The organism is Lysobacter xanthus, from assembly GCF_047159895.1.
The window spans coordinates 24690-48907 of record NZ_BAAGAB020000015.1 but is presented as its reverse complement, the minus strand read 5'-3'; the positions used below and the strand labels follow the sequence as shown (position 1 = coordinate 48907).

32 protein-coding genes are annotated in these 24218 nt (G+C 71.1%); 15 read left to right on the top strand and 17 right to left on the bottom strand.

Annotated features, from left to right (window positions below):
- Nucleotides 1–2817 (bottom strand): hybrid sensor histidine kinase/response regulator (locus ACY35P_RS06380; RefSeq protein WP_462114995.1); only part of this gene is annotated, 2817 nt, incomplete at its 3' end.
- Nucleotides 2818–3050: 233 nt separating this feature from the next.
- Here ACY35P_RS06380 and ACY35P_RS06375 point away from each other — a divergent pair.
- A complete protein-coding gene (locus ACY35P_RS06375; protein ID WP_462114994.1) occupies nt 3051–3632 on the top strand; it encodes a hypothetical protein in 582 nt (193 codons plus the stop codon).
- Nucleotides 3633–3803: 171 nt separating this feature from the next.
- Nucleotides 3804–4703, top strand: coding sequence for a prohibitin family protein (locus ACY35P_RS06370; protein WP_462114993.1), 900 nt, complete (start codon nt 3804–3806; stop codon nt 4701–4703).
- A gap of 248 nt (nt 4704–4951) precedes the next feature.
- On the opposite strand, the gene ACY35P_RS06365 is transcribed toward ACY35P_RS06370, so the two are convergent.
- Complete coding sequence (locus ACY35P_RS06365; protein ID WP_462114992.1) at nt 4952–5311, bottom strand: DUF1428 domain-containing protein; 360 nt, start codon at nt 5309–5311, stop codon at nt 4952–4954.
- Nucleotides 5312–5444: 133 nt separating this feature from the next.
- Between ACY35P_RS06365 and ACY35P_RS06360 the strand changes: the two genes are divergently transcribed.
- Nucleotides 5445–5933 carry a hypothetical protein gene (locus tag ACY35P_RS06360; protein ID WP_462114991.1) on the top strand — a complete coding sequence of 163 codons (489 nt, stop codon included), beginning with the start codon at nt 5445–5447 and terminating at the stop codon, nt 5931–5933.
- A gap of 2 nt (nt 5934–5935) precedes the next feature.
- Here the strand turns inward: ACY35P_RS06360 and ACY35P_RS06355 are convergent, their stop codons facing one another.
- Nucleotides 5936–6295, bottom strand: coding sequence for a response regulator transcription factor (locus ACY35P_RS06355; protein WP_462114990.1), 360 nt, complete (start codon nt 6293–6295; stop codon nt 5936–5938).
- Between the two features lie 134 nt (nt 6296–6429).
- On the opposite strand from ACY35P_RS06355, the gene ACY35P_RS06350 reads away from it, so the two are divergent.
- Nucleotides 6430–6798, top strand: coding sequence for a response regulator (locus tag ACY35P_RS06350; RefSeq protein WP_462114989.1), 369 nt, complete (start codon nt 6430–6432; stop codon nt 6796–6798).
- Nucleotides 6799–6801: 3 nt separating this feature from the next.
- Here ACY35P_RS06350 and ACY35P_RS06345 read toward each other — a convergent pair whose 3' ends face one another.
- Both ACY35P_RS06345 and ACY35P_RS06340 read right to left on the bottom strand, forming a co-directional pair.
- Nucleotides 6802–7197 (bottom strand): response regulator, encoded by a 396-nt coding sequence (locus ACY35P_RS06345; protein ID WP_462114988.1) that lies wholly within the window; start codon nt 7195–7197, stop codon nt 6802–6804.
- On the bottom strand, nt 7197–8663 hold the full coding sequence (locus tag ACY35P_RS06340) for an RAD55 family ATPase (RefSeq protein WP_462114987.1): 1467 nt from the start codon (nt 8661–8663) through the stop codon (nt 7197–7199). The genes ACY35P_RS06345 and ACY35P_RS06340 overlap by 1 nt, the downstream gene beginning before the upstream one ends.
- Before the next feature lie 156 nt (nt 8664–8819).
- On the opposite strand from ACY35P_RS06340, the gene ACY35P_RS06335 reads away from it, so the two are divergent.
- The 4 genes from ACY35P_RS06335 (at nt 8820) to ACY35P_RS06320 (ending at nt 12139) form a co-directional block, all read left to right on the top strand.
- On the top strand, nt 8820–9359 hold the full coding sequence (locus tag ACY35P_RS06335) for a DUF6630 family protein (RefSeq protein WP_462114986.1): 540 nt from the start codon (nt 8820–8822) through the stop codon (nt 9357–9359).
- A 297-nt stretch (nt 9360–9656) separates the two neighbouring features.
- On the top strand, nt 9657–10973 hold the full coding sequence (locus ACY35P_RS06330; RefSeq protein ID WP_462114985.1) for a sensor histidine kinase: 1317 nt from the start codon (nt 9657–9659) through the stop codon (nt 10971–10973).
- A 92-nt stretch (nt 10974–11065) separates the two neighbouring features.
- On the top strand, nt 11066–11647 hold the full coding sequence (locus ACY35P_RS06325; protein WP_462114984.1) for a hypothetical protein: 582 nt from the start codon (nt 11066–11068) through the stop codon (nt 11645–11647).
- 51 nt (nt 11648–11698) lie between these two features.
- Nucleotides 11699–12139: an antitoxin Xre/MbcA/ParS toxin-binding domain-containing protein gene (locus ACY35P_RS06320; protein ID WP_462114983.1), complete on the top strand. Its 441-nt coding sequence runs from the start codon at nt 11699–11701 to the stop codon at nt 12137–12139.
- A 7-nt stretch (nt 12140–12146) separates the two neighbouring features.
- On the opposite strand, the gene ACY35P_RS06315 is transcribed toward ACY35P_RS06320, so the two are convergent.
- The 4 genes from ACY35P_RS06315 to ACY35P_RS06300 form a co-directional block, all read right to left on the bottom strand.
- Nucleotides 12147–12404, bottom strand: coding sequence for a hypothetical protein (locus tag ACY35P_RS06315; protein ID WP_462114982.1), 258 nt, complete (start codon nt 12402–12404; stop codon nt 12147–12149).
- Nucleotides 12405–12480: 76 nt separating this feature from the next.
- Nucleotides 12481–12759: a LysM peptidoglycan-binding domain-containing protein gene (locus ACY35P_RS06310; protein ID WP_462114998.1), complete on the bottom strand. Its 279-nt coding sequence runs from the start codon at nt 12757–12759 to the stop codon at nt 12481–12483.
- Nucleotides 12760–12961: 202 nt separating this feature from the next.
- Nucleotides 12962–13165 carry a hypothetical protein gene (locus ACY35P_RS06305; protein WP_462114981.1) on the bottom strand — a complete coding sequence of 68 codons (204 nt, stop codon included), beginning with the start codon at nt 13163–13165 and terminating at the stop codon, nt 12962–12964.
- Nucleotides 13166–13290: 125 nt separating this feature from the next.
- A complete protein-coding gene (locus tag ACY35P_RS06300; protein ID WP_462114980.1) occupies nt 13291–13443 on the bottom strand; it encodes a hypothetical protein in 153 nt (50 codons plus the stop codon).
- A 228-nt stretch (nt 13444–13671) separates the two neighbouring features.
- Between ACY35P_RS06300 and ACY35P_RS06295 the strand changes: the two genes are divergently transcribed.
- The 3 genes from ACY35P_RS06295 (at nt 13672) to ACY35P_RS06285 (ending at nt 14736) form a co-directional block, all read left to right on the top strand.
- Nucleotides 13672–13896 carry a hypothetical protein gene (locus ACY35P_RS06295; RefSeq protein WP_462114979.1) on the top strand — a complete coding sequence of 75 codons (225 nt, stop codon included), beginning with the start codon at nt 13672–13674 and terminating at the stop codon, nt 13894–13896.
- Between the two features lie 58 nt (nt 13897–13954).
- Nucleotides 13955–14341 (top strand): DUF488 domain-containing protein, encoded by a 387-nt coding sequence (locus tag ACY35P_RS06290; RefSeq protein WP_462114978.1) that lies wholly within the window; start codon nt 13955–13957, stop codon nt 14339–14341.
- A gap of 158 nt (nt 14342–14499) precedes the next feature.
- A complete protein-coding gene (locus tag ACY35P_RS06285; protein ID WP_462114977.1) occupies nt 14500–14736 on the top strand; it encodes a hypothetical protein in 237 nt (78 codons plus the stop codon).
- Nucleotides 14737–14739: 3 nt separating this feature from the next.
- Here ACY35P_RS06285 and ACY35P_RS06280 read toward each other — a convergent pair whose 3' ends face one another.
- From ACY35P_RS06280 to ACY35P_RS06260, 5 genes are all read right to left on the bottom strand, one after another.
- On the bottom strand, nt 14740–15063 hold the full coding sequence (locus ACY35P_RS06280) for a hypothetical protein (RefSeq protein ID WP_462114976.1): 324 nt from the start codon (nt 15061–15063) through the stop codon (nt 14740–14742).
- A gap of 104 nt (nt 15064–15167) precedes the next feature.
- On the bottom strand, nt 15168–15470 hold the full coding sequence (locus tag ACY35P_RS06275; protein ID WP_462114975.1) for a glycine zipper 2TM domain-containing protein: 303 nt from the start codon (nt 15468–15470) through the stop codon (nt 15168–15170).
- Nucleotides 15471–15757: 287 nt separating this feature from the next.
- Complete coding sequence (locus ACY35P_RS06270) at nt 15758–16594, bottom strand: phytanoyl-CoA dioxygenase family protein (RefSeq protein WP_462114974.1); 837 nt, start codon at nt 16592–16594, stop codon at nt 15758–15760.
- Nucleotides 16581–16901: a thioredoxin family protein gene (locus ACY35P_RS06265; RefSeq protein WP_462114973.1), complete on the bottom strand. Its 321-nt coding sequence runs from the start codon at nt 16899–16901 to the stop codon at nt 16581–16583. The genes ACY35P_RS06270 and ACY35P_RS06265 overlap by 14 nt, the downstream gene beginning before the upstream one ends.
- A gap of 8 nt (nt 16902–16909) precedes the next feature.
- Entirely contained in the window at nt 16910–17098 is a 189-nt protein-coding gene (locus tag ACY35P_RS06260; RefSeq protein ID WP_462114972.1) for a hypothetical protein, read from the bottom strand.
- Nucleotides 17099–17249: 151 nt separating this feature from the next.
- Between ACY35P_RS06260 and ACY35P_RS06255 the strand changes: the two genes are divergently transcribed.
- The gene (locus ACY35P_RS06255; RefSeq protein WP_462114971.1) at nt 17250–17768 is read left to right on the top strand and encodes a hypothetical protein; all 519 of its coding nucleotides are present in this window, start codon (nt 17250–17252) and stop codon (nt 17766–17768) included.
- Here ACY35P_RS06255 and ACY35P_RS06250 read toward each other — a convergent pair.
- From ACY35P_RS06250 to ACY35P_RS06240, 3 genes are all read right to left on the bottom strand, one after another.
- Nucleotides 17711–20698 carry a bifunctional diguanylate cyclase/phosphodiesterase gene (locus ACY35P_RS06250; RefSeq protein ID WP_462114970.1) on the bottom strand — a complete coding sequence of 996 codons (2988 nt, stop codon included), beginning with the start codon at nt 20696–20698 and terminating at the stop codon, nt 17711–17713. The genes ACY35P_RS06255 and ACY35P_RS06250 overlap by 58 nt on opposite strands.
- Entirely contained in the window at nt 20695–21360 is a 666-nt protein-coding gene (locus ACY35P_RS06245; RefSeq protein WP_462114969.1) for a DNA-3-methyladenine glycosylase, read from the bottom strand. Before ACY35P_RS06245 ends, ACY35P_RS06250 begins: the two co-directional genes overlap by 4 nt.
- Nucleotides 21361–21507: 147 nt before the next feature.
- Complete coding sequence (locus ACY35P_RS06240; protein ID WP_462114968.1) at nt 21508–22008, bottom strand: hypothetical protein; 501 nt, start codon at nt 22006–22008, stop codon at nt 21508–21510.
- A 98-nt stretch (nt 22009–22106) separates the two neighbouring features.
- On the opposite strand from ACY35P_RS06240, the gene ACY35P_RS06235 reads away from it, so the two are divergent.
- The 3 genes from ACY35P_RS06235 (at nt 22107) to ACY35P_RS06225 (ending at nt 24088) form a co-directional block, all read left to right on the top strand.
- A complete protein-coding gene (locus tag ACY35P_RS06235) occupies nt 22107–22826 on the top strand; it encodes an HAD family hydrolase (RefSeq protein WP_462114967.1) in 720 nt (239 codons plus the stop codon).
- 113 nt (nt 22827–22939) lie between these two features.
- Nucleotides 22940–23377: a hypothetical protein gene (locus ACY35P_RS06230; RefSeq protein WP_462114966.1), complete on the top strand. Its 438-nt coding sequence runs from the start codon at nt 22940–22942 to the stop codon at nt 23375–23377.
- Nucleotides 23378–23506: 129 nt separating this feature from the next.
- Nucleotides 23507–24088 carry a hypothetical protein gene (locus ACY35P_RS06225; RefSeq protein ID WP_462114965.1) on the top strand — a complete coding sequence of 194 codons (582 nt, stop codon included), beginning with the start codon at nt 23507–23509 and terminating at the stop codon, nt 24086–24088.
- Nucleotides 24089–24218: the final 130 nt, after the last annotated feature.

Below are 24218 nucleotides of genomic sequence, written 5' to 3'. Positions count from 1 at the left end.
CTGGCCACTGCCCGTGCCGCCCGCGTTCGACCTCTGCCTGGAGCCGAAGGGGGGCGGCGTGGACCTCGCTGTCAGGTGGTATTCGAGTCCCGCGGCGTGCGAGGCCGCGAAGTCCTGCGGCTGGCCGTAACCCGAAAGCGCGGCGAGCACGCCGACGCGATCGCCGAGGCGCGCACGCAGCCGCGTCGCGAGTTCGTGCCCGGTCATGTCGGGCAGGCCGATATCGAGGAAGGCGACGTCCGCGGGCATCTCGACCGCCGCGGCCAGCGCCTCGGCGGCGCGATGGAAGACGCGCACGCGATGGCCGTGCGCTTCCAGCAGGATCTTCATCGTCTCCGCGGCATCAACGTTGTCGTCGACGAGCATCACGTCGAGCGGCCCGCGCTCGCCCTCGCTCGCATGCGTCGCGATCTCGGCCGTCTGCTTCGGCGGCGCGTCCACCACCGGCAGCTGCAGCGAGAACGTCGCGCCCTGCCCGCGCCCGGCGCTTTCGCCGACCACTGTGCCGCCGTGCAGCACCGCAAGGCTGCGCACCAGCGCGAGGCCGATGCCGAGGCCGCCCTGCGAACGGTCGGGTGAACGCTCGGCCTGCGTGAACAGGTCGAAGATCGCCGGCAGCAGCGCCGGGTCGATGCCCTGCCCGTTGTCGTGCACGCGCACGCTCACCGTGCCGTCCGTCACCTGCACGTCGACCTCCAGCTCGCCGCCGTCCGGCGTGTACTTCGCGGCGTTGTTGAGCAGGTTGGAGACGATCTGCACGAGGCGCGTACGATCGCCGCGCACCCACAGCGGACCGGGCGCGAGCCGCGTGCGCAGGGCGTGCCCACGCGCGTCGATGAGCGGGCGCACCTGTTCGATCGCGCTGGACACGACGTCCTTGACGTCGAGCGTCTCCAGTTCCAGCTGCACGAGCCCGCGGGTTACCCGCGAGACATCGAGCAGGTCGTCGACGAGCTCGGTCATGTGGCGCACCTGGCGGCCGATCACCTCGCCGGCCGCGCGCACGCGTTGCGGATCCGACGACAGCATCAGCAGCTGCGACGCGGTGCTGATCGGCGCGAGCGGATTGCGCAGCTCGTGCGCGAGCATCGCGAGGAATTCGTCCTTGCGGCGATCGGTCTCGCGCAGCGCGCGCTCGCTGCGTTCGAGCGCCTCGCGCGCGAGTCGCTGCTCGTGGATGTCGGTGCACGTGCCCATCCAGCGCACGATGCGGCCCTCGTCGTCGCGCACGGGCACGGCGCGCCCGAGCACCCAGCGGTATTCGCCGGAGCGATGGCGCAGGCGGTACTGCATCTCGTAGTCCTCGCCGGTCGCGAGGCTGCGCTCCCAGCGCGCCTGCGTAGCCGGGCGATCGTCGGGATGGAACATCTCCACCCAGCGGTCGGCATAGCTCGCGCCGTCCTCGACCCCTGTGTAGTCGTACCACTGGCGGTTGAAGTAATCGTGGTAGCCATCGGGCCGCGTCGACCACACCATCTGCGGCATCGCGTTGGTGATGGTGCGGAAACGCGCCTCGCTCGCGCGCAGGTCGGCCTCGGCGCGCATGCGGTCGCTGATGTCGGTCTCGGCCACGACCGCGCCGTCGACCGCACCGTCGGCCGAACGGATCGGAGTGGCCTGCAGCAGCAACGTGCGGCGCGGCAGATCGCCGAAGGGCTGCACCTCGACGATGTCGCCGCGGACGACTTCGCCACGCAGCGCGCGCGCGAGCGGCCATTCGTGCGCCGCCAGGGGCTGGCCGTGGCGATCGGACTCGTCCGCCCACCATCCCTGCCAAGTCGCATAGCCGTCCGCGCCGGACTCCGGGTGCACGCCCCAGATCGCCCGGTTCGCGGCGTTCACGCGGGTGACGAGACCGCCGGGCTCGGCGAGCGCGATGCCGGCCGGCAGCGAATCGATGACCGCGTCGAGGCGGCGACGCTCCGTCTGCGCCTCGCGTTCCGCGGTCGCCCGCTCGGTGATGTCGGTGCCCTGGATGAAGATGCCGTCGACCTGGCCGTCCTCGCCGAGGAAGGGCTGGAAGACGAAATCGACGATGCGATCCTCGATCGGCCCGCCGGCGTCGCGGCGCAGACCGACCGGAATGCGCCGGCCCACGAAGGGCGTGCCCGTGTCGTAGGCCTCGGTCAGAAGGTCGATGAACTTCTGGTCGAGTTCCGGCAGCGCCTCGCGCACGCTCCAGCCGACGATGCCCTGGCGACCGACGAACTCGAGATACGCCGGGTTCGCGATCTCGTAGACGTGGTTGCGTCCACGCGTGACGGCGACGATGCCGGGAGCCTGCTCGAACATCGACGCGAGACGGTGCATCTGGCGCGTGCGCATCTTCTCGGCGAGCACCGCGGCGGTCGTCTCGGTGCAGGCGCAGTACATGCCGGCGATGTCGCCAGCGTCGTCGATGACCGGCGAATACGAGAAGGTGAACCACGTCGATTCGTCGAAACCCCGACGGTGCATCGTGAGGGGCAGGTTCTCGACGTACGTCGCCTCGCCGTCGAGCGCGCGTCGTACGAGCGGCACGATGTCATCCCAGATTTCCGACCAGATCTCTTCGAACGGGCGTCCCAGCGCGCTCGGATGCTTCGTGCCGAGGATCTCGGCATACGGGTCGTTGTAGAGAAAGCCGAGCTCCGGCCCCCAGGCGACGAACATGGGGAATTTCGATCGCAGCATCAAGCTGGTGACGCTGCGCAACGACTGCGGCCAGTGCTCGGGGTCGCCCAGCGGCGATGCGCTCCAGTCGTGCGCGCGCATCAGCGCCGCGACGTCGCCGGGTGCTTCGAGGAACCGCAGGTTCGCCGCCAACGCCATCGCCATCCCATCCGGGGCCCGCCCGAGTCGAGGCGCATTATTCCCGCGAGACTCCGAATTCACGCGGTACTTACAACTTGGGGGCGGCCGAGTCGAATGCGGGCTTCGCTCAAACGCCGCATGAAACATGAACGCGTGGCAACGCCACCGGAACCGGCCGTGGGCTTTCCCGGTCGGTGATGCGCGGTCCATGCCGGGCCGTCCCGCATCGCGGGCTCGAAAAAGCACGAAGGAATCTCATGAAGAGTGTGCCTCTCCTCGCCGCGCTGTTGGCGGCGGTCGTTCCCTGCGCGGCCTCCGCCGCGGAGTTGTCCCACAACTATGTCGAAGTCGGCGTCGCACGCCAGCACCAGGACGTGCCGGCGTCGTTGGGTGGGGATGCCGACTTCGACGGTGCCTACCTGCGCGGTTCGGCGGCGTTCGGCGACACCGGCTTCTATGGTTTCGGCGCGTACCGCCAGGGCCGCAGCGACTCGCCGTTCGGCGGACTGGATGCCTCCGACTCGCAGCTCGGCGTGGGCTATGCCTACCGCGTCGCGCCGCGTGTGGAGCTGCTCGGCGAAGGCAGTTACCTGCGTCGCGACTTCGAGGGTTTCACCAGCGAGACCTGGCGTGCGAGTGCGGGCACGCGTGCCGCGTTCGGCGAGCGCGTCGAAGGCTGGGCCAAGGCCAATTACAGCGACCGATCCTTCGGCGGCTCGCGCTATTCGGCCGAGCTCGGCGGAGAAGTGAAGATCAACGAGCGCTGGGGCGTCACCGGCGCGCTCGAGCACGGCGACGACGTCGACACCTACACGCTCGGCATGCGCGCGAGCTTCTGAGCCACCGCGTGCCGGGGCCGCGCTGCCGGCCCCGGCACGCATCCGCATCGCGGGTGCGATGCGTCTGGCACGCGACGCCGTCCGGTGGTCTCATAGCCCCGTGCCGGGAAGGGGTTTCCGGCATCGCGCACGGCACGAACGCCGTCGCGTTCCGTTCCGGGGGAGATTGCGATGCGTCTGAACACGTTGGCCGGTCCGTCGGGCCGGCCGGGAGCCGGGCTGTTGAAGTGGGCGGGCCTCGCGGTCGTCGCGCTCATCGTGCTGTTCGTGCTGCTGCCCTTCGCCGTGGTGCCGAACGGCCATCGCGGCATCCGCCTCACGTTCGGCAGCGCGTCCGACGAGGTGCTGGCCGAGGGCCTGCACTGGCGCACGCCGGTGGTGCAGACGATCTACAAGATGCCGGTGCTGATCGAGCGCTCGGAAACCGAGAGCGAGGCCGCCTCGCGCGACCTGCAGCGCGTGCGCACGCAGGTGGTGCTGAACTATCACGTCGATCCGCGCCAGGTCGTGCGCGTCTACCGCACGATCGGCCCGTTCGAGAACATCGAGCCGCGCATCATCGACCCGACCGTGCAGGAAGCGATGAAGGCGGTGACCGCGCTGTTCACCGCCGAGCAGCTGGTCACCAAGCGTCCGGAAGTCTCCGACCGCATCCGCCTCGCGGTGAACACGCGCCTGCAGCGCCACGGCGTCGTGGTCGACGAGTTCGCGATCACCAACTTCAAGTTCAGCGAGTCGTTCGACACGGCGATCGAGCAGAAGACCGTCGCCGAGCAGCAGAAGCTCAAGGCCGAGCGCGACCTCGCGCGCATCCAGGTCGAGGCCGAGCAGCGCGTTGCAGAGGCGCGCGGTGTCGCCGAGTCGCAGAAACTCAATGCCGAGGCGCAGGCGGTGGCCCTGCAGGCGCAGCGCGCGGCGGTGACGCCCGAGCTGATCGAGCTGCGTCGCGTCGAGGCGCAACTCGAGGCCATCAAGCGCTGGGACGGCCGACTGCCGACGGTCACCGGCGGCTCGACGCCGCTGCTGAACCTGGATGCGGAGACGCTGCAACGCGGTCGCGCGGCGCAGTAAGGCCCGCGGGCCCGGTCGCCGCGACACGGCGGCGACCGGGGCGTGGCCTGCCGTCGACGCGGGCATGCGATGCTGTCCGCCAGGCCGCAGCCTTCCTGCGGTGACGGGAGTGCGCCATGAGCAAGGGAATGGACCGCAAGAAGGAAACGAAGAAGAAGGCCGCGAAGACGCCGCAGGAAAAGCGCGCGGCGAAGAACGAGAAGAAGACGAGCAAGCCCTTCGCGCCGACCTGATCGGCGCGGCCGCCTTCAGCCGAGGCCGGTGGTGTTCACGAACGGGGTGAAGCCGCCCCAGAACATGCGCCGGCCATCGAACGGCATGGCGGCGCCGGGCTGCATGTCCGGGTCTTCCATCAGCCGCGCCCAGGCGGCATCGCGCGTCGGCTTGTCCGGCCACAGCACGAACGACAGCACGACGTTCTCGCCGGCCTCGGCCTGCACCGCGCGGAAGAAGTCGGTGGTGTGGCCATGCTCCAGCCCGTCGCCGAGTGCTTCGACCGAACCGAGTGCGCCCAGTGCGCGCGCCTTGTCGGCGAAGGTGCGGGCCATCGCCGCGTAGTCGTCCGTGCGGTCGTCCCGCACCGGCATCACGAATCCGTCGAGGTACATGCGCATTCTCCGCGAGGGGACCTGCAGCCTGACCACGAACCCGCCGCCGCGATCGCCTTCCGTCGGCAGGCGCCGCCTCGCGCGACGGGCGGGGTTGCCACGCCGTTCACCCGCCGCGTGCGGCCATGCCCGCATGAGACACCTGCTCGCCCTGCTGCTCGCCATCGCGCCGTTCGCGCGCGCCGCGCCGGCCGCCCCAGGGCCGTTGTCGATGTTCGAAGGCGCCTCGCAGGGGCACGGCACGCTGCAAATCGGCGTGGGCCGTCCGCGGGAGTTCACGGTCGACAGCCGGGGCCATCGTGACGCGGACGGGACGCTGCGCCTACGGCAGACGATCCGCATGGCCGGCGAGCCGCCGCGCATGCGCGACTGGGTCCTGCGTCCCGCCGCCGCGCCGGGCCACTACACGTTCACCCTCAGCGATGCGACCGGACCGGGCGTGGCCGTCGTCGACGGATCGCGGCTGACCCTGCGCTACGCACCGCGCCGCGGCCTGCGGCTGCGCCAGGTGCTCGACCTCGCGGCCGACGGCCGCACGCTCGCCAACCGCGGGCGCATCACGCTGCTGGGCCTGCCGATCGGCCGTCTCGACGAGACGATCGTGCGCGTCGACGCGCCGTAGCCCTACTCCAGCGCGCGCAGCGCCTCGAGCAGCGGCTCGATCGGGCCGGTCTTCGACAGCACGCGGCAGCCGAGGTCCTCGGCGAGGTAGTCGAGATCGACCTGGTCGCCGACGGCGGTCATCACCAGCACCGGCACGGTGGCGTGCTCGGTCTGGCGCAGGGCCTTCAGGAAATCGAGGCCGTCCATCACCGGCATGACCAGGTCGAGCACGATCACGTCCGGGCGCAGGCCGGCCTGCAGCTGGCTCAGGGAGACGCGCCCATTCTCGGCGCGGCTCACCCCGAATCCCTCGAGCTCGAGCAGCTGGGCCAGTCCGTTACGGACGGTGGCATCGTCTTCGATGATCAGGACGTGCGTCATCGCGGGTCGCCGGGCGGGGTGCATCGGTAACGGCCCCGTCGCCCGGAAGTTGAGCCGATGCGCCTGGGGGCTTCTCCTCATGGCGCGGACTGAAGGGTTCATCGACAATCGCGCGCTCGATCGGAGGCTAGGCCATGCGACGCGTACTGGTGGTGGAGGACAACGACGACATCCGCCGCGCGCTGGCCGAACTGCTCGAGCTCGAAGGCCTGAACCCGGTGCAGGCCGCGCACGGGGCCGAGGCGGTCGAGCGGCTGACCGCCGGGGTCGTGCCCTGCGCGATCGTGCTCGACCTGATGATGCCGGTGATGGACGGCTGGGACTTCCTGAAATGGCTGCGCGACAGCCCCCATCGCGACACGCCGGTGGTGGTGCTCACCGCGCTCAGCTTCGACGGCGATGCGGACCGGCTGGCACGCGAGTGGAACTGCACGGTGCTGCGCAAGACCGGCGACCTCGACCGCATGCTCGAGACCGTGCGCGCGCTCTGCCCCGCGGAGTGAGGCTCAGGCAGGCGAGCCGCGCCGCGCCAGCAGGTCGCGGATCGCCTGCAGCAGGCGCGGCGCCTCGAACGGTTTTCCGATGAACGCATCCGCCAGCGTGCCCACGTCCTCCTGCGGACGCGGCACCGCGCTCACCATGATCGCCGGCAGCGCCCGCAGTCGATCGTCGGCGCGCAGGCGATGCAGGAAGGCGACGCCGTCCATGCGCGGCATCATCTGGTCGGTGATGACGAGATCGACCGCCATCGTCGCCAGTGCGTCGAGCGCTTCCAGCCCGTTCGCCGCGGTCGCCACGGCATAGCCCTCCAACCCCAGCAGCATCGCGAGACCGTCCCGGATGCCGGGTTCGTCCTCGACCACCAGGATGAGATCGCGCGCGCCGGGCGCCCGGTCGGCCACTAGGCCGCGTCCCGCCCGTCCGGCACAGGCACCGCACGCGAACGCGGATCGTCCGGATGCTGCAGGCGCAGGCCCTGCGACGTGATGCGGAAGGCATGCGCGCGCGGATCGAAATCGCTTTCGCGCATCTTGAGCAGCGCGATCGTGCGTCGCAGCGTCGCGCCGTCCTGTGCGTAGCGCAGCATCAGGATGTTCTGGCCGAGGGCCGAACGATTGCCCGCGAGCATCATCGACTGGCCCGCGTAGATGTCGCCGATCTCCTCGATGAAAAACGACGTGCAGCCGGCATTGCGCAACTCGTACGTCAACGCCGAGAGGTAACGCTGCAGGCGATCGGGCTCGAGCGCGATCTTCTCGAACGCATTCAGCCCGTCGAGCACGAGCCGGCGCGTGCCGTGCGTGCGCACGTGCTCGATCAGCTCGTGGCCGAGCTCGTCGAGGTCGTGCTCCACCGGCGGATGCCACAGGATGCGCACGCTGCCGTCGGCGACGCGCGCTTCGAGGTCGACGCCGCGCTGCCGTGCATCGCGCAGGCACTCCTCGGGCGATTCGTAGAACGAGAACAGCAGCCCGGGCGCCTGCGGCGTGCAGCCGGCGAGGAAGTGGTAGCCGAGCGTGCTCTTGCCGGTGCCGGTCGCACCCCAGACGAGCGTGTTGGAGAACGCGGGCACCCCGCCATGCATCAGGTCGTCGAGCTCGGGCACGCCGGTGCCGACGCGCTGGTCGTCCACCGGCAGGCACGGGCGGTGACCGAGGTAGGACTCCAGGCGCGGAAACGCCTGCACGCCGTCGATGGAGATGCGCAGGCGGTGGCGGCCCGACAGGAACGCGCTTCCGCGCAGCTTGTGCACCTCGATGCAGCGGCTCGTGCGGTGGCCCGGGCCCTGCCGGCCGAGTTCGAGCCACCCGTCGACCATCGTGTATTCCGGGCTGTCCGCGCCGCGCTTGCTGTTGGTGAGCAGCAGCACCGTGCAGCCCATCAGCTCGGCCTGCAGCGCGAGGTCGTTGACGAACTTGCGGTACTCGGTCTCGGTGAGGCGGGCGTCGCCCAGTACGAACAGGCCGTCGACGACCACGAGGTTCGCCCCGTGCGTGCGCGATTCGGAGCCCACGAGCTGCAGCAGCGCGCGCGGGCCTTCCTCCATGAGGATGGAATAGGCGCTGACGTAGTGGATGGACCGCCCGATCTCTTGGTCGTCGAAGAAGCGCATCGGCGTGAGCGGTGCGGTCATGCGCCCGTGCGATTCGGAGAGCAGGGTGATGTAGACGGTGCGGCCGCCGCGACGTGCGTTCTCGAACGCCGCCTGGTTGGCGAGCGTGGTCTTGCCCGCGCCCGGGCGCCCCTGGAGGATGGTGACCGCGCCACGGAAGAGCCCGCCGCAGAGGATGCGATCGAGCCCCGGGTCGCCGGTCGACACGCGCCGCGACTCGACCGCGACCGCGCCCCTGTTGTCCGGATGGTCCATGCGTGGATCCGGCTGGTGCCGCCCGCGGCGCGGGCGACAGGCGCGCGAAGCGCCGACCCGCGGCAGGATACCGGAGGCCCTCCGGCCTCATTCACGCGAGTCGAACGCGCGCGGCGCATGCATCATGGCGTGCCCGCCGCGACCCGGAGCCCGCGCATGCATTCCGAATTCGATCCCGACGACAACTTCGCGCAGGCCTTCGACACGCCGTCCGAGCTCGACGACGAGGCGGCGCTGGAGGCGGTCGTCTGGCAGCTGCTCCTGCTGGTGAACCCCGGTGACGAGGACAGCGCCGCCGCGCAGTTCGCGGCCTGGCAGGAGGCCGGCCCGACCGAGGACGTCGCCGAGGCCATCGAGCGCCTCGACACGGTGACCGAATGGAAGTCGGGCTTCCGCGTCGACGGCGACGATACGCGCGGCCTGGTCGAAAGCCTCGACGAACTCGCCTCGCGCTGGAACCTGCGCATCGACTGGGGCGTGGAAGACCCCACCGACGACGACTTCCTCAACGGCAGCGACGTGCCCGAGCTGATCGGCATCGCCTTCGACCGGCTGCGCGAGCACCACTACACGCTGTGGGTGCGCGAGGCCGGCGACGACGGCCATGCCGGCTGGATCACGCAGTCGCGCGATGACGAGGCGATGCGGATGGTGGCCGGCGCGCTCGGCCTGCACCTGCGGCCGGGCGGCGCCTGAGCCGGCGCCTCAGCGGCGCGTCGAGCGGCCGCGCTCGCGGCTGCGGCCGCCGACGCGCGCGAGCACGCGGGTGAAGGCATAGGTCATGGCGAGTCGGGCAAGTGCACGGAACATGGCGGCATCCGGAACGTCGGGGTCGCCTGCAGTATCCGGGTGACGGGTGAACGCAGCGGCAGGCGAGGCCGCCGCTTCACCCGACGCCGTCGCGCCGCCGCCTAGGCTGCAGTCCTCGCCGTCCGCCGGCGTGCGGCGCGCGCGGCGCGATGCACACGGCGACCGTCGCACGGACCGCCGACCATGACCCAGCGCACGCTCCACGACACCCGCGAGGCCCTCGCCCGCCTGGCCGACGGCCTCGACGCGCGCCGCCGCAGTCTGCTCGAGACCTGGCGCGACCTCGCCTGCGCCGATGCCTCGCTCGATGCGGCGTCGGAATGGTCGCTCCTCCAATTCAACGATCACTTCCCCGACGTGCTCGACGCGTTCTCGCGCATCCTGCGGGCGTGGCCGGACGTGCCCGACGCCATCGCCGACGACGAACGCGCCTATGCGTTCGCGCATGCGCGGGCGCGCTGGATCCAGGGCTACTCGCTGCGCGGCGTGGTGCGCGAATGGGGTCACTTCAATGCGGTGGTGGTCGACCAGCTGCTCGCGCTCGCCGACGAGCCCGCCGTCGCGCGCGCCTCACTCGCCGCATGGTCGCGCGTGCTCAACGACCAGCAGTCGCTCAGTGCGCTCGAATACCACCAGCTCGAGCAGGCCGAAGCCGAGACACGCGCGGTCGAGCTGATGCGTGCGCTCGACGCGGTGCGCTCGGGCGCGGTGCTGCGCGGGCGCGCCATGGAAGCGCTGAGCTCGACGATGCGCAACGACCTGCAGCTGGTGATGACGACCAGCACGCTCGCGCACGGCGCCGACCTCGGCCCGGAAACGCACGAGCTGCGCAAGTTGTCGGACGACGGCTTCCGCGGCCTGGAACAGGCGCTGTCCGACCTCGCCACGCTCGCGCACCTGGAGGCCGGGCACGAGGCGCGGCAGGTCGAGGCGCTCGACGCCGGCCACGGCATCGCCCTGCTGGTCGAGGGCCTGCACCACGTCGCCGCGCAACGCGGCGCGACGCTCAGTGGTGAGGGGCCCGATCGCCTGCCCGTGCAGGGCGACGAGGAGCGCGTGCGCCGCATCGCCAAGCACCTGCTGTTCTGCGCATTGCGATCGCCCGAGGTCCGCGACGTCGCCGTGCACTGGGGCCCGTGCCCCGATACCGACGCACGCTGGTACCTCACGGTCGAACATGCGCTGCCTGCGTCGAGCACGCCGGACGGCGGTGTCGGCCATGCGGTGGCGGTGGCGACCCATGACGCGCAGGCCGTCACGGGCGACGCGACGCCGGCCGGGGTGACGCCGCCGGGTGCGATCCCCGTCGCCGAGGGCGACGGCGTCGACCTGCTGATCGCCAAGCACCTGTGCGACCTGCTCGGCGGCGGCCTGCAGATCGACACCGGACACGGCCGGCTGCGCTATCGCGTCACGCTGCCGACGCGCTACCGCAACGTCGCGGCGTCGCGTCCGCCGCGCGCCTGGCCCGATCCCGAGGCGTCCGCTTTCCGGCACTGAGCCGGCGACTTCGTCCCCGCTTCACACAGCGGCCTCGATCCCCGCACGATCCCGTCGCAGGCTGGTGCACGCCCGCCCCAACGAGATCCGCCATGGCCGCATCGTCCGCTCCTGCTCCGGCCCGCCGCAACTGGCATCCATTGCCCTGGGGCCTCGCGTCGGCGCTCCTGCTGCTGCCTGCGGTGGCCATGCGGTTCGACACCGGCGTGAACTGGACGGGCTTCGATTTCGCGGTCGCCGCCGTGCTGCTCTACGGCACGTGCGCGCTGTACGAGGTGGCCGCGCGGCTTTCGCGCGACCGCATGTACCGCGCGGGGGCCGCGGTGGCGGTGGTGACCGGCCTGCTGCTGGTCTGGGTGAACCTCGCCGTGGGCATCATCGGCAGCGAGCGCAATCCGGCGAACCTCGTCTTCGCCGTCGTGCTCGGCATCGCTGCGGCCGGCGCGATCGGCGCGCGCCTGCGGGCACGCGGAATGGCCGCGGTGCTGGCCGTGACGGCGTTCGCCCAGGCGGTCGCGGCGGTCTACGCGCTCGTCGGTGGCCACGATGCGCGCGGCATGGCCGCGGCCGGCATGTTCGTGCCGATGTGGCTCGCGTCGGCGTGGCTGTTCGACCGCGCCGCGAAGCGCACGCACCGCCGAGTCAACGCCGTCGATATTCACGCCACTGAATGATGTAAGCGGCCGTCCACGACCCCGTCACGCGCAACAGCGAACCCTGCGCGCATGGGGAACACCACCGATCTTCAGGTGCTCGACGGCTTCTCGTCGGCGCAGGCGCTGACCTACAGCACGCTTCGCGCCACGAAGACGCTCGATCTCGATCGCCAGCTGCTGCAGTTCATCCTCGCGACCGACGCCGACCTCGTGGAACGTTTCCTCGGTGCACAGGCGCTGATCGACCCGGATTCGTCCGAGGGCCATCGCGCGCTGCTGCTCGTGCGCCTGCACCGGGCGCTCGGCGACGTCTTCGGCTCGGCCGAGCGCGTGCATACCTTCCTCGACGAGCCGATGGCCGTCCTCGGCGGCACGCCGCGCGAGCTGCTGCGTACCGACCGCGGGCTGCAACGCGTCCTCGACCTGGTCGAGGCCGACGTGCGCGATTCGCTCGAGCCCGCCGCATCGACGAAGCGCCCCGAATGGACGGCGCTGCCCGCGCGCAACTGAACCCGGATCACGGGCGGCAACGCGCCTCGAGGATGCGGAACTGCGCGTCGGCGACGGTCGCCGGATGGCCTGCGCGGTCGAACAGGTCGTAGCCCTTCGAGCCGCAGGCCTCGCTCGCGGCGCGGAAGCAGTCGAGATCGCCCGCACCGCTGCACACGACGGGAACCGCATGCCCACCACGGGGCGTGGTGGCGCCCTGCGGCATGGCGCTGCAACCGGATAGCGCGATCAGCAGGACCGCGGCGGTGATGGACGATCGGGACATGCGGGAGGCCTCGCCGGGCGCCGGGGCGTCCGGCGAGGGTCCATGGTGCACGCGACGGCCTCGACCGTCGCCCCGGTCAATGCACGGACGGCAGGTTCGGCAGCACGAGGACCTGGCCCGGAAAGATCTTGTCGGGGTCGCTGATCTTGTCGCGGTTGGCCTCGAAGATCGCCGACCACTGGTTCGCCTGCCCGTAGGCCTGCTGCGCGATCTTCGACAGCGAATCACCCGACTTCACCGTGTAGGTGCGCTGCGTGGCGGTCGGCGTGGCGAGCGGCGTCTGCGCCGCCGGCTGCGCGGCGCTCGTCGACTGCGCGCTGCGGGCAGGCGTCACGGTGGCGGTCGGCGTCACCACGGGCCGCTGCGGTGTCGCGGCGACCGGTGCGGCCGGACGTGGCGTCGCCTGCGCCTGCTGCGTGCGCGCCTTGTCGTCGTCGTGGTGGAAGATCTTGTTGAAGACCTTCGACAGTGGATTGGAATGATCGTTGCCCGGGGTCTGGCTCATCGGAATGTCCTCGCGTTTCAGGTCGCGTCGATGCCGCTGCGATGCGCGGCGCTCAGTGCTTGTTGCGGCTGAAGCCGGCGCCCTGGCCGTGCATCGCGGTCGGCTGACCTTCGGACTTCGCGCCTTCGGACTGGTCGGCGAAGTTGTCCTTGTAGGGCACCTGCGCGTCGCGCTGCGTCTGCGTGTCGATGCGGCCCTGGTTCGCTGCCTTGGCCAGCTGCGGGTCTTCCGCGAAGTTCTTCGATTTCTTGCCCATGTCGCGTCTCCTGTTCCGCCGCGCGGGCGGCGTCGGATCGAGACTGCCGCCATGGGCGTTAGCGTCGGGCGAGCGCTGCGCGTGCGCGACGTGAGGAGCGGCGCCGGCGTTCATGCGCCACGGCTTCAGCGCACCACGCAGGCGCCGAGCAGCAGCGAAACGGTCGCCAGCAGCACCATGCGCTCGAAGCGCGCGCGCATGCGCCGGAGCTGGCGTGCGGTGAGGTGGCGCGACGGGCCGCCGTCGGCGCGGCGGGGGGTGATGTAACGAGGCGTCATGCCGACAGTGAGGCTCAGCGGCCGTGGTGCCGTGATGAACGCGCTCGTGCACCGGTCACGGCGTCGCGTACGCACAGGCACCGCGCTCCGCTGGTCGACGATCGCCTGCGATGCCGGGACGGTCGGCACCATGACTGACGACAGGGTCGGGCGGAGACGCGCAACGCTGGCGCCCCGGCCGGCATCGATAGAAGGGTGCCGATGCGGCACGCCGACTCCCCTGTCCCCATGTCCGCCTTCCTTCTGTTCGCCAGCGCACTCACGCTCGCACTCGCTTGCGCCCTCGCCCTGCTGCTGCGCGATGCGCTCCGCCGCGAACGCCATGACGACGAGGCCCGCATGCAGCGACGTGCGCGCGCCCTCCGCCTGCCGGTCGTGGTCGGCCTGCGCTACGCCGGCAACGAACGACGTCGCCTGCAGCGTGCAACCACGGTCGAGCGCCGCGCCGCCTGAGCATTGCCGCGGCGCGTGTGCGGGGCGACGATGGCGGCCCACCGCCCGGAGCGCCGCGATGGCCATCCGCATCGTCCGACTCGGCACCCCGCGCCTGCCTGGCGAAGGCACGCGGCTCGGCACCGTCCGCCGCCCACCCCGTGGCGTGCGTCGCGAGGACTTCGCTTCGCGCGATTTCTACGACGCCTGGCTGCCCACGCTCGCACCGCAGCCGGAAACCGTGAAGCTCGCGCTGGAGGCCACGACGCCGCGCGAGCTCGCGTCGTTCGAGCGCCGCTATCGCGCGGAAATGGCGAAGGGCGAGGCACGCCACGTGCTCGACACGCTGGCCGCGCTTTCGCATACCTCGGATTTCTCGGTGGGCTGCTACTGCGAGGATCCCTCGCGTTGCCACCGCACGATCCTGCGGGCGCTGCTCGCCGAGCGGGGTGCGTCGCTCGCCTGATCCCGGTCACGGGGCCACGCGACTGCGCATGCCGGTGGACGTGACACCGAGCCGCCGCGTCCCCCGATGCGCGTCCACTTGACGCGGATCAGCGCGACGGCGGATCGCGAGGGCGACGCTGTGCCTGCCGCACCGTCGCGGCGAATGGGTCCCGTGCCATGAAATTCCGAATTCCCGACGCCGCGGCGGTCGACCTCGCCGACTTCGGCGACCGCCTGCTCGATGCCGATCCCGCCGCGCTGCTCGATCGCGATCCCCGCGACGGCGCGCTGCGGCTCGTCACCTGCCTCGAACCCGTGGAGATCGTGCCCCTGCTCGATGCGGCCGGCCTGAGCGTCGCACCCTCGCGCGTGGAGCGCCTGCCGTCCGAATGCTGCGGCGGCTGCGGCGGCTGAGCCTCAGGGCCCGCCTTCGCGCATCTCGCGGGCGTTCCACAGCGCGAAGCGCGCCTGCCCGCGTGCGGTGTCGACCAGGAACTCGACGATGCCGTCGGGGATGTGCACGTAGACACCGTCGGCACGCATCGACGACGCCTTCAGCGCCTTGAAGAACGCGCGGTCGGCATGCGGCTCGACGTGCGGCATGCCCAGCACGCGGATGGCATGCACGTGCGCGGCGAGCGCGGCGTCGAAGGCGGTGGCGTCGAGGCGACGCGGGTCGAGCCGGGCGATCGCTTCGGCATGGTCGACGATGGCGTCGGCGGTGTCGGAGAAGGCGCTCATGTCGGCGTCCGGTCGGGGGCGCGCAGTGTACGCAGCGCGCGTGCGGGTCGCGGAAACGACGACGGCCGGACCCGAGGGCCCGGCCGTCGGTTCACCGCTGGGGATCATTCGCAGACGCGGAGGACCTGGCGCTGCAGGCGCTCCTGGCGATGGCGCTGGATCTTGTGGCCGGCGACACCGCCGCCGACGGCACCCGCCACGGTCGCGAGGTCGCGGCCCTTGCCGCCGCCCACCTGATGGCCGAGCAGGCCGCCGAGCGCGGCGCCGATGGCCGTGCCGGTCACGCGGTGCGGATCCTTGACGGGCTGGTAGACCACCTTGTCGTAGCAACGCGCTTGCGCGGCGGCGGGGGCGACCACGGCGGCGGAGAGCAGCGCGGCGGCGAGCAGATTGCGGACGTTCTTCATTCGGGCGCCTCGTTGATGTGTCGGGGGATGGCCCGACTGTAGGCGCGGCTTCCCGGCTGCCGGCTGACTCGACGTGGTTCCGAGTCAGCCGGCGGTAATACAGGCGGTGGCAAGCGCCTCGATCGCGTGCGGTCCATCACACGATGCCGCTGACGGCGGGCCCGGTCGCATGCCGCGCGGATCGCTGCCGGGATGGATCGGGGCCCACGGGTCGAGCCCGGAGACAAGCGCTGTCGCAGTCGAACCGGGCGTGCGCCACCTGGCTCGGGTGCACGGCCGCAACGGCGTTACGGAAGCCCCATCCGCAGCCCCTCGATCTGGTGCAACTGGATGATCGGCTGGAGGTCGTCGACCACGCGACACGTCATGTGCCGGAGCACCTCCGGCGGCAGAGCCTCGGCATAGCCGCGCGTCACCTGCAGGTCGTGGCGCTCGGCATTGCAGGCGTCCGGCGCATCGATGCCGAGCACCAGCACCGGCCGCGACTGCGCCGAGCGGTTGGCGGTGCCCCGATGCATCGTGAGCGCCGAGCGCGCGGAGACGTCGCCCATGCGCGGCAGCTTGCGTTCGGCGCGCGCGACGTAGCGCGGCCAGTGCTCGCGCGGGGCGAACATGCCACCGTCGAAGTCGTCGCCCGCGTCCCATTGCGTGCCCGGCGCGATCTCGAACGGACCCATGTCCTCCGACACGTCGACCAGCGTCATGTTGAAGGCGAGCGAGTCGATCCGGCGACCGACGCGGGTGGCCGGCGGCGACGGGAAGTCGCGGTGCCAGGGCTGGTCCATGGCCCCCGGGCCCGGTACGTCGAAGCCCACTTCGACGATGCGCCAGTCGGGCCCGAGCACCGCTTCGCTCACCGCGACGATCCACGGATGCGTGGCGAGCTCGACGAAGCCACGCAGCCGCTCGGGATGGATCTCGACGTAGTAGCGCTGCGGGCCGCGCGGCACCGCACCGCCCGGGATCGCACGCGCCTCGTCGAACAGCCGGTCGACGTCCTCGCGCAGGCGCGTCATGAAGTCGCAGTCGAACGCGCCCCTGCAGGCGATGATGCCGGGCCCGTACAGGCCCCCCATGATCTCGGCGACGTCGAAGGCATCCGCCCGCACGTCAGGCGTCCGCATCGTCGAACAGCGCGCGCACCTCGCGCAGCGAACGCGGACGCACCACGCGCGCCTGTTCCACGCCGTCGCGCACGAGCACCAGTGTCGGCCACAGCTTCACCGCGAAGGCGCGGCCGAGCCGGCGTCCGCGGCCGTCCTCGATCCGCAGGTGGGTGACCTCCCCGCGTTCGTGCAGGGCCTGTTCGATCAGCGACTCGGCGGCGATGCAGTGCGGGCACCAGGACGTGCCGAACTCGAGCAGCACCGGCCCGCTCATCGCGTCGACCGCGTCGCGCGTGGGCTCCTGCGCCACCCAGGCGCGGCTCATCGGCATGTTCAGTGGTGCCCGCGGCCGAAGTTCGGATCCTGCGAGCGCACGCGGTCCTGCGCGACGGCGCCGTCGTCGGCCTGCGTCTCGCTCTCGTGCGCCGGCGACACCTTCTGGTGGCGGCCGTCGAGGTCGCGGGCGTCCTTTTTCTTGCCCTCCTGCTGGGTGGCCTGGGCCTGGGCGGGATCGGTTCGCATCGGGGTCTCCTGCGGCACGGGCCGCGCGTGGGTCGGGCCGATGCTGGCGGCCTCGCGGTTAACCGCGGGCCACGGGCGGGTGAGGCCGCGCTAACGATGTGAAGAGCGGCAGCGGACGGCCTTCACGCGGCGCCGGTAGGGTCGCGATGAAATGAGACGTGCATCCCACTATCGACGGATCGTCGCGGTGCTCTCCGTCGCCCTGGCCACGGTCGCCGGGGCCGGCGCGGCGGCCGAGGGCGGGCGCTGGGCCATCCGAGGCGACGGGCCGTCGATGCAGGCGGTCTGGCAGCCGCCGCGGCCCGCGCGGCGCCTGTGGATGCGCTGCGACCGCGGGGATCCGGTGCTGTTGCTGCAGATCGACGCCGCGGGCCTGCCGGCCGGCCTGCAGCACGTGGTGCTGGTCGCCGATGGCCTGCGCATCGACTATCCGGTCCAGAAGGCGAGCCTCGCCGGCGTGCCGGTCTTCGACTCGCGCATCGCGCTGGACGCGCCGGTGCTGGACCGGATGCTCGTCGCCCACCGCTTCGCGATCGACGGCGGCGGACGCGTGGAGGCCGTCGGCACGCCCGGCCTCGCACTGGCGCGACTGGTGCGCGCCTGCCGCGAGCTTCACTGGCCGCGCGAGGCGAGTATCGATCCGAGCGAGGCGGGCTTCGCGAAGAAGTAGCCCTGGCCGAGTTCGCAGCCGAGCACGAGCAGCGCGCGGCGCTGCGCCTCGGTCTCGATGCCCTCGGCCACCACTTCGAGCCGCTGCGCGCGCGACAGGGCGAGGATCGCCCGCACCACCGCGGTGCTGCCGCCCTCTTCCTCGATCTGCAGGTCGCTGATGAACGATCGATCGATCTTCACCGTATGCAGCTTGAAGCGGTGCAGGTACGACAGCGACGAGTAGCCGGTGCCGAAGTCGTCCAGCGCGATGAGCACGCCGTGGTCGCGCAGGCGATTGAAGACCTGCCCGATCTGCTCGGGATTCTCGAGCAGCGCGCCCTCGGTGACTTCGATGCGCACCTGCGACGGGTCGACGCCCTTGCTGTCGACGAGCTGCAGGAAGCGCTCGTCCAGCTCCTGCGAGCGGAAGTGGCGCGGCGAGAAGTTGAGGTTTACGTACTGCCCGGGCTGCAGCAGCGTCGGGATGCAGTCGAGCGTTCGATCGAACATCTGCCAGTCGATCGCTTCCATGCTGCCGCTCGCGTCGGCGACGTGCAGGAAGGCGCCCGGGGCCAGCACGCCGCGCTCGGGATGGTTCCAGCGGATCAGCGCCTCGTAGCCGACGATCGCCCCGTCCACCAGGCGCACGATCGGCTGGAAGTAGGGCTCGAACTCCTGTCGCGTGATCGCGCGGCGCAGGTCGCTTTCCACTTCGAGCAGCTGCAATGCCTGCTCGTGCAGCTGCTCGTCGAAGACTTCGATGCGATGGCGGCCGCCGGCCTTCGCGCGGTACATCGCGATGTCCGCGTCGCGCAGCAGGTCTTCCGGCGAGGTGTAGTGCGGGGAGCTCAGCGTGATGCCGACGCTGACGCCGGTGAACAGCTCCTTGCCTTCGACGCGCACGGGCTCGCGCAGCGCGTCGATGACGCGCTGGCCCATCCGCATCGCGGTTTCCGGGGCGTCGACGTCCATCAGGATCGCGAACTCGTCGCCGCCGAGGCGCGCGACCATGTCACGGCCGCCGCGCACGCACTTGCTGAAGCGGCGCGCGACTTCCTTGAGCAGCGCATCGCCGACGAGATGGCCGACCGAGTCGTTGATGACCTTGAACCGGTCGAGGTCCATGAACAGCACGGCGAAGCGGTAGGCCGGGTCGCGTTCGCGATGGGCGAGCGCGCGCACCAGCTGGTCGCGAAGATACGCGCGGTTCGGCAGGCCGGTCAGCGAGTCGTGCAGCACCTCGTGCTTGAGCCGCTGCTCGATCTGCTCGCGCACTTCGATCTGCTCGGACAGTTCGATCGTGCGCTCGGCGACGCGGCGCTCCAGGTCGGCGTAGGCGTTCTTGAGCTCGGCCGCGGCGCGCTGGCGCTCGAGGCCGTTCGCGATCTGGTAGCTGATGAAGGTGAGCAGTTCGCGGTCGCGGTCGCTGTAGCCCACGCCGGGCGTATAGCTCTGCACCGCGAGCAGGCCCATCACCCGCTCGCCGAGCACCAGCGGCACGCCGAGCCAGGCGACGGACTCCTTGCCGATCACGTTCAGCTCGCCGCGCTTCTGCAGGTCGCGGATGTGGTCGAGCGTCTTCGCGTCGCGCATGTCCAGCAGCAGCGGCTTGCCGTAGCGCATCGCGTATTCGGAAATGCCGCGACCGACCGGCCGGCTCTCGGCGCGATTGCCGAACTGGTCGACGAAGTACGGGAAGTGCACCCACTGCGCGTCTTCGGAGATCAGCGCGATGTAGAAGTTCCGCGCATCGAGGAACTCGCCGACGATGCGATGCACCGCCGCATAGAATTCGTCGAGGTTGGTCGCCGTGTGCGAGAGCTCGGCGATGCGGTAGAGGGTTTCCTGGATGCGCACCGAGCGCTGGCGCTCCTGGATCTCCAGCGTCAGCGCCTGGGTACGCTCCTCGACGCGGCGCTCGAGTTCTTCCTGCTGCAGCTTGCGGTCGAGCGCGGTGAGGATGTGGCTGCCGACGTAGGTGAGCAGCGCCTGGTCGGCGACGGTGAAGCGCGGCCGCTCGATGTAGCTCTGCACGACGAGCACGCCGCGCACGGTCTGGCCGACCATGATCGGCACGCCCATCCAGTCGTACGAATCGGCGCCGATGTCGCGCATCGGGCCGGAGATCTGCTGGCGGATCTGGTCCATCGAACCCATCAGCGGATGCTTGTCGCGGATGGTGTACCAGGTCAGGCCGCGCTCCATCACCGACATCGGGATGAATTCGTTCGGCGGGCGGACGATGTCGTCCTCGGTGTCGACGAGGTAGATGAAGCGGATCGCGTCCTGGTGTTCGTCGTAGAGCGCGATGTAGAAATTCTCGGCGTACATGAAGCGGCCGACGATCGCATGCAGCTCGCGCAGCATGTCCTCGAGGTCCATGTCCGAGCTCGCCATGTCGGCGATCTCGAACAGGGCCGACTGCAGCTGCTCGGAACGCTCGAGCGCATGCATCGATTCGGTGAGGCGGTTCTTCTCGAACACCGCGCGGGCGACCGGACCCAGCAGGTCGCACTGCTCGCGCACCTGGGCGTGCACGGCGGCGGTGCCGTCGAGCACGACGCCGATGCTGTCGCCGGAACTCTGCACTTCGATGCAGGCCGCGACGCGGCCGCGGGCGGCGTCCACCGCCCAGCCGCCGCTCGACCGGGCCTCGTAGGCCAGCGGCACGTCGCCGTCGACCAGACAGGCGCCATCGTGCGCTTGGACCTCGCCCCCGCCGATGCACCAGACGACCGCGGCACGCTGCAGGCCCTGCGCCTCGAGGTAGGCGGCGACGCGACGCGCGAAGTCGGGTATGTCCGAGGCATCGAGCAGCCCGCCCAGCGCCTGCGCGATGCGCTGTGGCGTGACCTGTGGGGCCTCTCCGATCCGCGTGACGCCCAATGCCGTTCCCATCGTGTCCATCTCCGGCCGCCCCTCGGCCACGCCCTGCGGAGGGGCGGTCACCCCCCAGTCCCGGTAACGGTCGCGCGCCGCGATTCCTTGAGCGCGGTGGCACGGCCGGCCCGGGGGCCCGAGACGAAGTCGTTGCAAGGTACGTACCAGCGCCAGGGCGCCTCCACCGCATGCCGGATGCCGATCCGTGGCCCCGCCACCGGCCGCTCGGGCGGCGGGATCCCGTCGTCGACGATCCGAAGCCCGCCGGTGCCCGTCACCAGGTCGACGCCGTTCTGGGCGCCGGTGATCCCGAAGGCGGCGCAGAGCCGGGCGGGGCCGCGGCAGAGGTCGCGGTCGCGCACGGCTGCCGGGCGCGCGGCGCGCATCGCCTCCAGCCCCGCGAGCGGCTCGACCGCCCGCAGCAGCACGGCCACGCCCTCGCCGTCCTCGCCGCAGACGGGGTTGCAGCACCAGTGCATGCCGTAGGTGAAGTAGACATACAGCCGCCCGGGCGGCCCGAACATCGTCGCCGTGCGCGGGGTCGGCCCCCGGTAGCTGTGTGCGGCGGGGTCGTCGGCGCCGCAGTAGGCCTCGGTCTCGACGATGCGCCCGCGGCGGCCGTCGTCGCGCACCAGCACCTTGTTGAGCAGGTCCACCGCGACCTCGCGCGGGTCCCGCCGGTAGAACGACCGCGGCAGCGTGCGACCGCGCGCGGCTGATCCGCCCTTCATCGCCACGCCCCTAGGGTCGGAAGCCGTTCCCGGTTCCCCGATGCCATGCCGCCCCGTATCCGCCTCGTCGGCTGCCTGCCCAGCCTGATCATCTCCGTCGTGCTGACCGTCCTGCTCAACGTGATGCTGCGCGCCTGCAGCGGCTGATCACTGCACGATCGTCGTGGCCTGCTCGAACGGCAGCTTCACCGCGCCGGTCGATTCGATCGCCGGCCGCGCCAGCGACTCGGTGGCATCGTCGGTGTCGGTGACCAGCAGGATGCGGCCGGCCTTGATCTCGTCGTCGAACTTCTGGCGCACCGGGTCCGGCAGCGCCGAGCCGAAGATGGTCGACGCCATGCCGCCGATGCCCGCGCCGGCGAGCGCGGCGATGCCGGCACCGGCGAGGGTCAGGCCGACCGGGGCGAGCACGATCGCCGCGAGCCCGAGCAGGAAGCCGGTCGCGCCGCCGCTGACGACGCCCTTGATCGCCGCCGGCATGCTGTCGCTGTCGGCCTGCTTGTGCTCGTTCGAGATCGCGTCGAGCTCGATGTCCGAACGCGCGACGAGCATCAGCCCGTCCTCCGGGACGCCGACGCCGCGCGCGGCGTTCATCGCGGCGCGCGCCATGTCGAGGTCGATGGTGCTGTAGACGTGGCGGGTCTTCATGGACAGCTCCTGCAAGGCATGCGCGTCGCCCGCGCCGAGGGCGGCAGCGTGGCGCCGGCAGGGTGCAAGCGGCGTGAGCGATCCGCGATACTGCGCGCATGACGATCAGGATCATCGGCTTCGACGGCGACGACACGCTCTGGCGCAGCGAGGACTACTTCGCGCAGGCGCAGGCGGAATTCGAATCGATCGTCGCGCCCTACGTCGACCTGCGCGGTGCGGCGCTGCACGCACGGCTCTACGCGGTGGAGAAGCGCAACCTCGCCGTGTTCGGTTACGGCGTGAAGGGCATGGCGCTGTCGATGATCGAGAGCGCGATCGGACTCACCGACGCACGCATCGCCGCGGCCGACATCCATCGCATCGTGCAGCTCGCGCAATCGATGCTGCGCCATCCGGTGGAGTTGCTGCCGGGCATCCGCGAGGCGGTCGAACGCGTCGCCGCGCGCTGGCCGGTGGTGCTGGTCACCAAGGGCGACCTGTTCCACCAGGAAGCAAAGGTGCGCGAGTCCGGGCTGTCCGACCTCTTCCAGCGCATCGAGATCGTCAGCGAGAAGGACGTCGCGACCTACACGCGGCTGCTGCGGGAACTGGGTATCGAAGCGCACGAGTTCGCGATGGTCGGCAATTCCCTGCGCTCGGACATCGCGCCCGTGGTCGCGCTCGGCGGATACGGCGTGCACATCCCGTATCACCTCACCTGGGTGCACGAGCGCGACGCCGCGGTCGATGCGCCCGGGCGCGTGTGCGTGCTCGACGATGCGACGGGCCTGCACGAGGCGCTGGCGGCGCTGGACGCCGCGTCGGGCCAGGGCTGAGCGGCCCTCACCCGAACCTGAACGGGGGTGGCGCGGTTAAAAGCGCATTCACCGCGGGCGGCGCAAGGTCGCCACGTGCTCCGCGAGGTGCGGGGCGAATCGAGGAACCTGTCATGGCGATCTCCCGCTTTCTCGCCCCCGCCGTCCTGGCCGCCGCGTTCGGCGCCGCGTCCTTCGCTCCGGCCGCGCAGGCGCAGTCGTACGACCTCACGCGTGCGATCGTCGACATCGCCGACGTCGTGTTCCGCGGCAACCAGCCCTACTACCGCAACGGCGACTATTCGCAGGATGACCGCCTGGTCGCCGGCCGCGACCGCTACGGCCGCACGGTCTACTACCGCGTGCAGCAGGACCCGCGCTACGGCTACGACACGCGTACCGGTCGCCCGCCGTACGGCAATGCCTACGGCTACTACGGCCGCAATGCCTCGCAGCAGCGGCGCGTGAAGTGCAACAAGCACGGCAAGTGCAAGACCGAGTACTACGATCCGCGCTACGACCAGCGCAGCTACGGCGACCGCTACGGCTACGGCTACGGTCGCGACGACTGATCGCAGCACCGCGATGCCTCCGGAGCCACGGCCTGCGCCGTGGCTCTTTTTTTGGCGCCGTGTCCGCCGCTGGCGTGCGTCGCCGGCGACGCGCATGATCGCCGCCGCGTCCCCCACGACGGCCCCGCCATGAACCGACTCGCCCTGCTGCGCCCGTTCGCCCTCGCTGGCCTGCTCGCCGCGAGCGTCGCCGTGCACGCCCAGGACCCGGCCGTGCCGTCCACCCCGCACACGGGCGACGCCTGGGTCGACGGCCGCCTCGCCGACATCGCCACCTACGCGACCACCTATCGCGATGCCTTCGTGGACGAGGTGGTGCGCTATCGCCGCGCGCCGCGGGAGCTCGTCGTCGAACTGCTCGCGCGGCCGGGCTGGACGCCAGGCGACGTCTACTTCGCCTGCAGCCTGGCGATGCAGTCCGGCCGACCCTGCCGCAGCGTGGCCGACGCGCGCGGCGGCGCCGCGAGGGACTGGAGCGCGCTCGCCACCGAATTCGGCCTCGCGCCGGGCAGCCCCGGCTTCCACGCCCTGAAGCGCGGCATCATGGGCAGCTACGAGCGCTGGGCGCGCCCGGTCGCCGTAGACGCCGATCTCGCCCCCGAGTTTCCCGGCCGGCCGCGGGCCGCAACCGCGGCGCCCGCCGCGGAGCACCCCGCGCCGTCGTCCCGGCCCGCGCCGAAGTCCGCGCCCCGGCATCCGCGCGAGAGCTGATCGAGCCGAGGCGGCGCCCCGGCGCCACCGGCGCTCCCATGCAAGGACATCGTCGCGATGGATCGCCCGAACGCAGAGAAGCCGGCCACGCGATGCGTGGTCGGCTTCGGTGTGCTGCGTCGACGCGTGC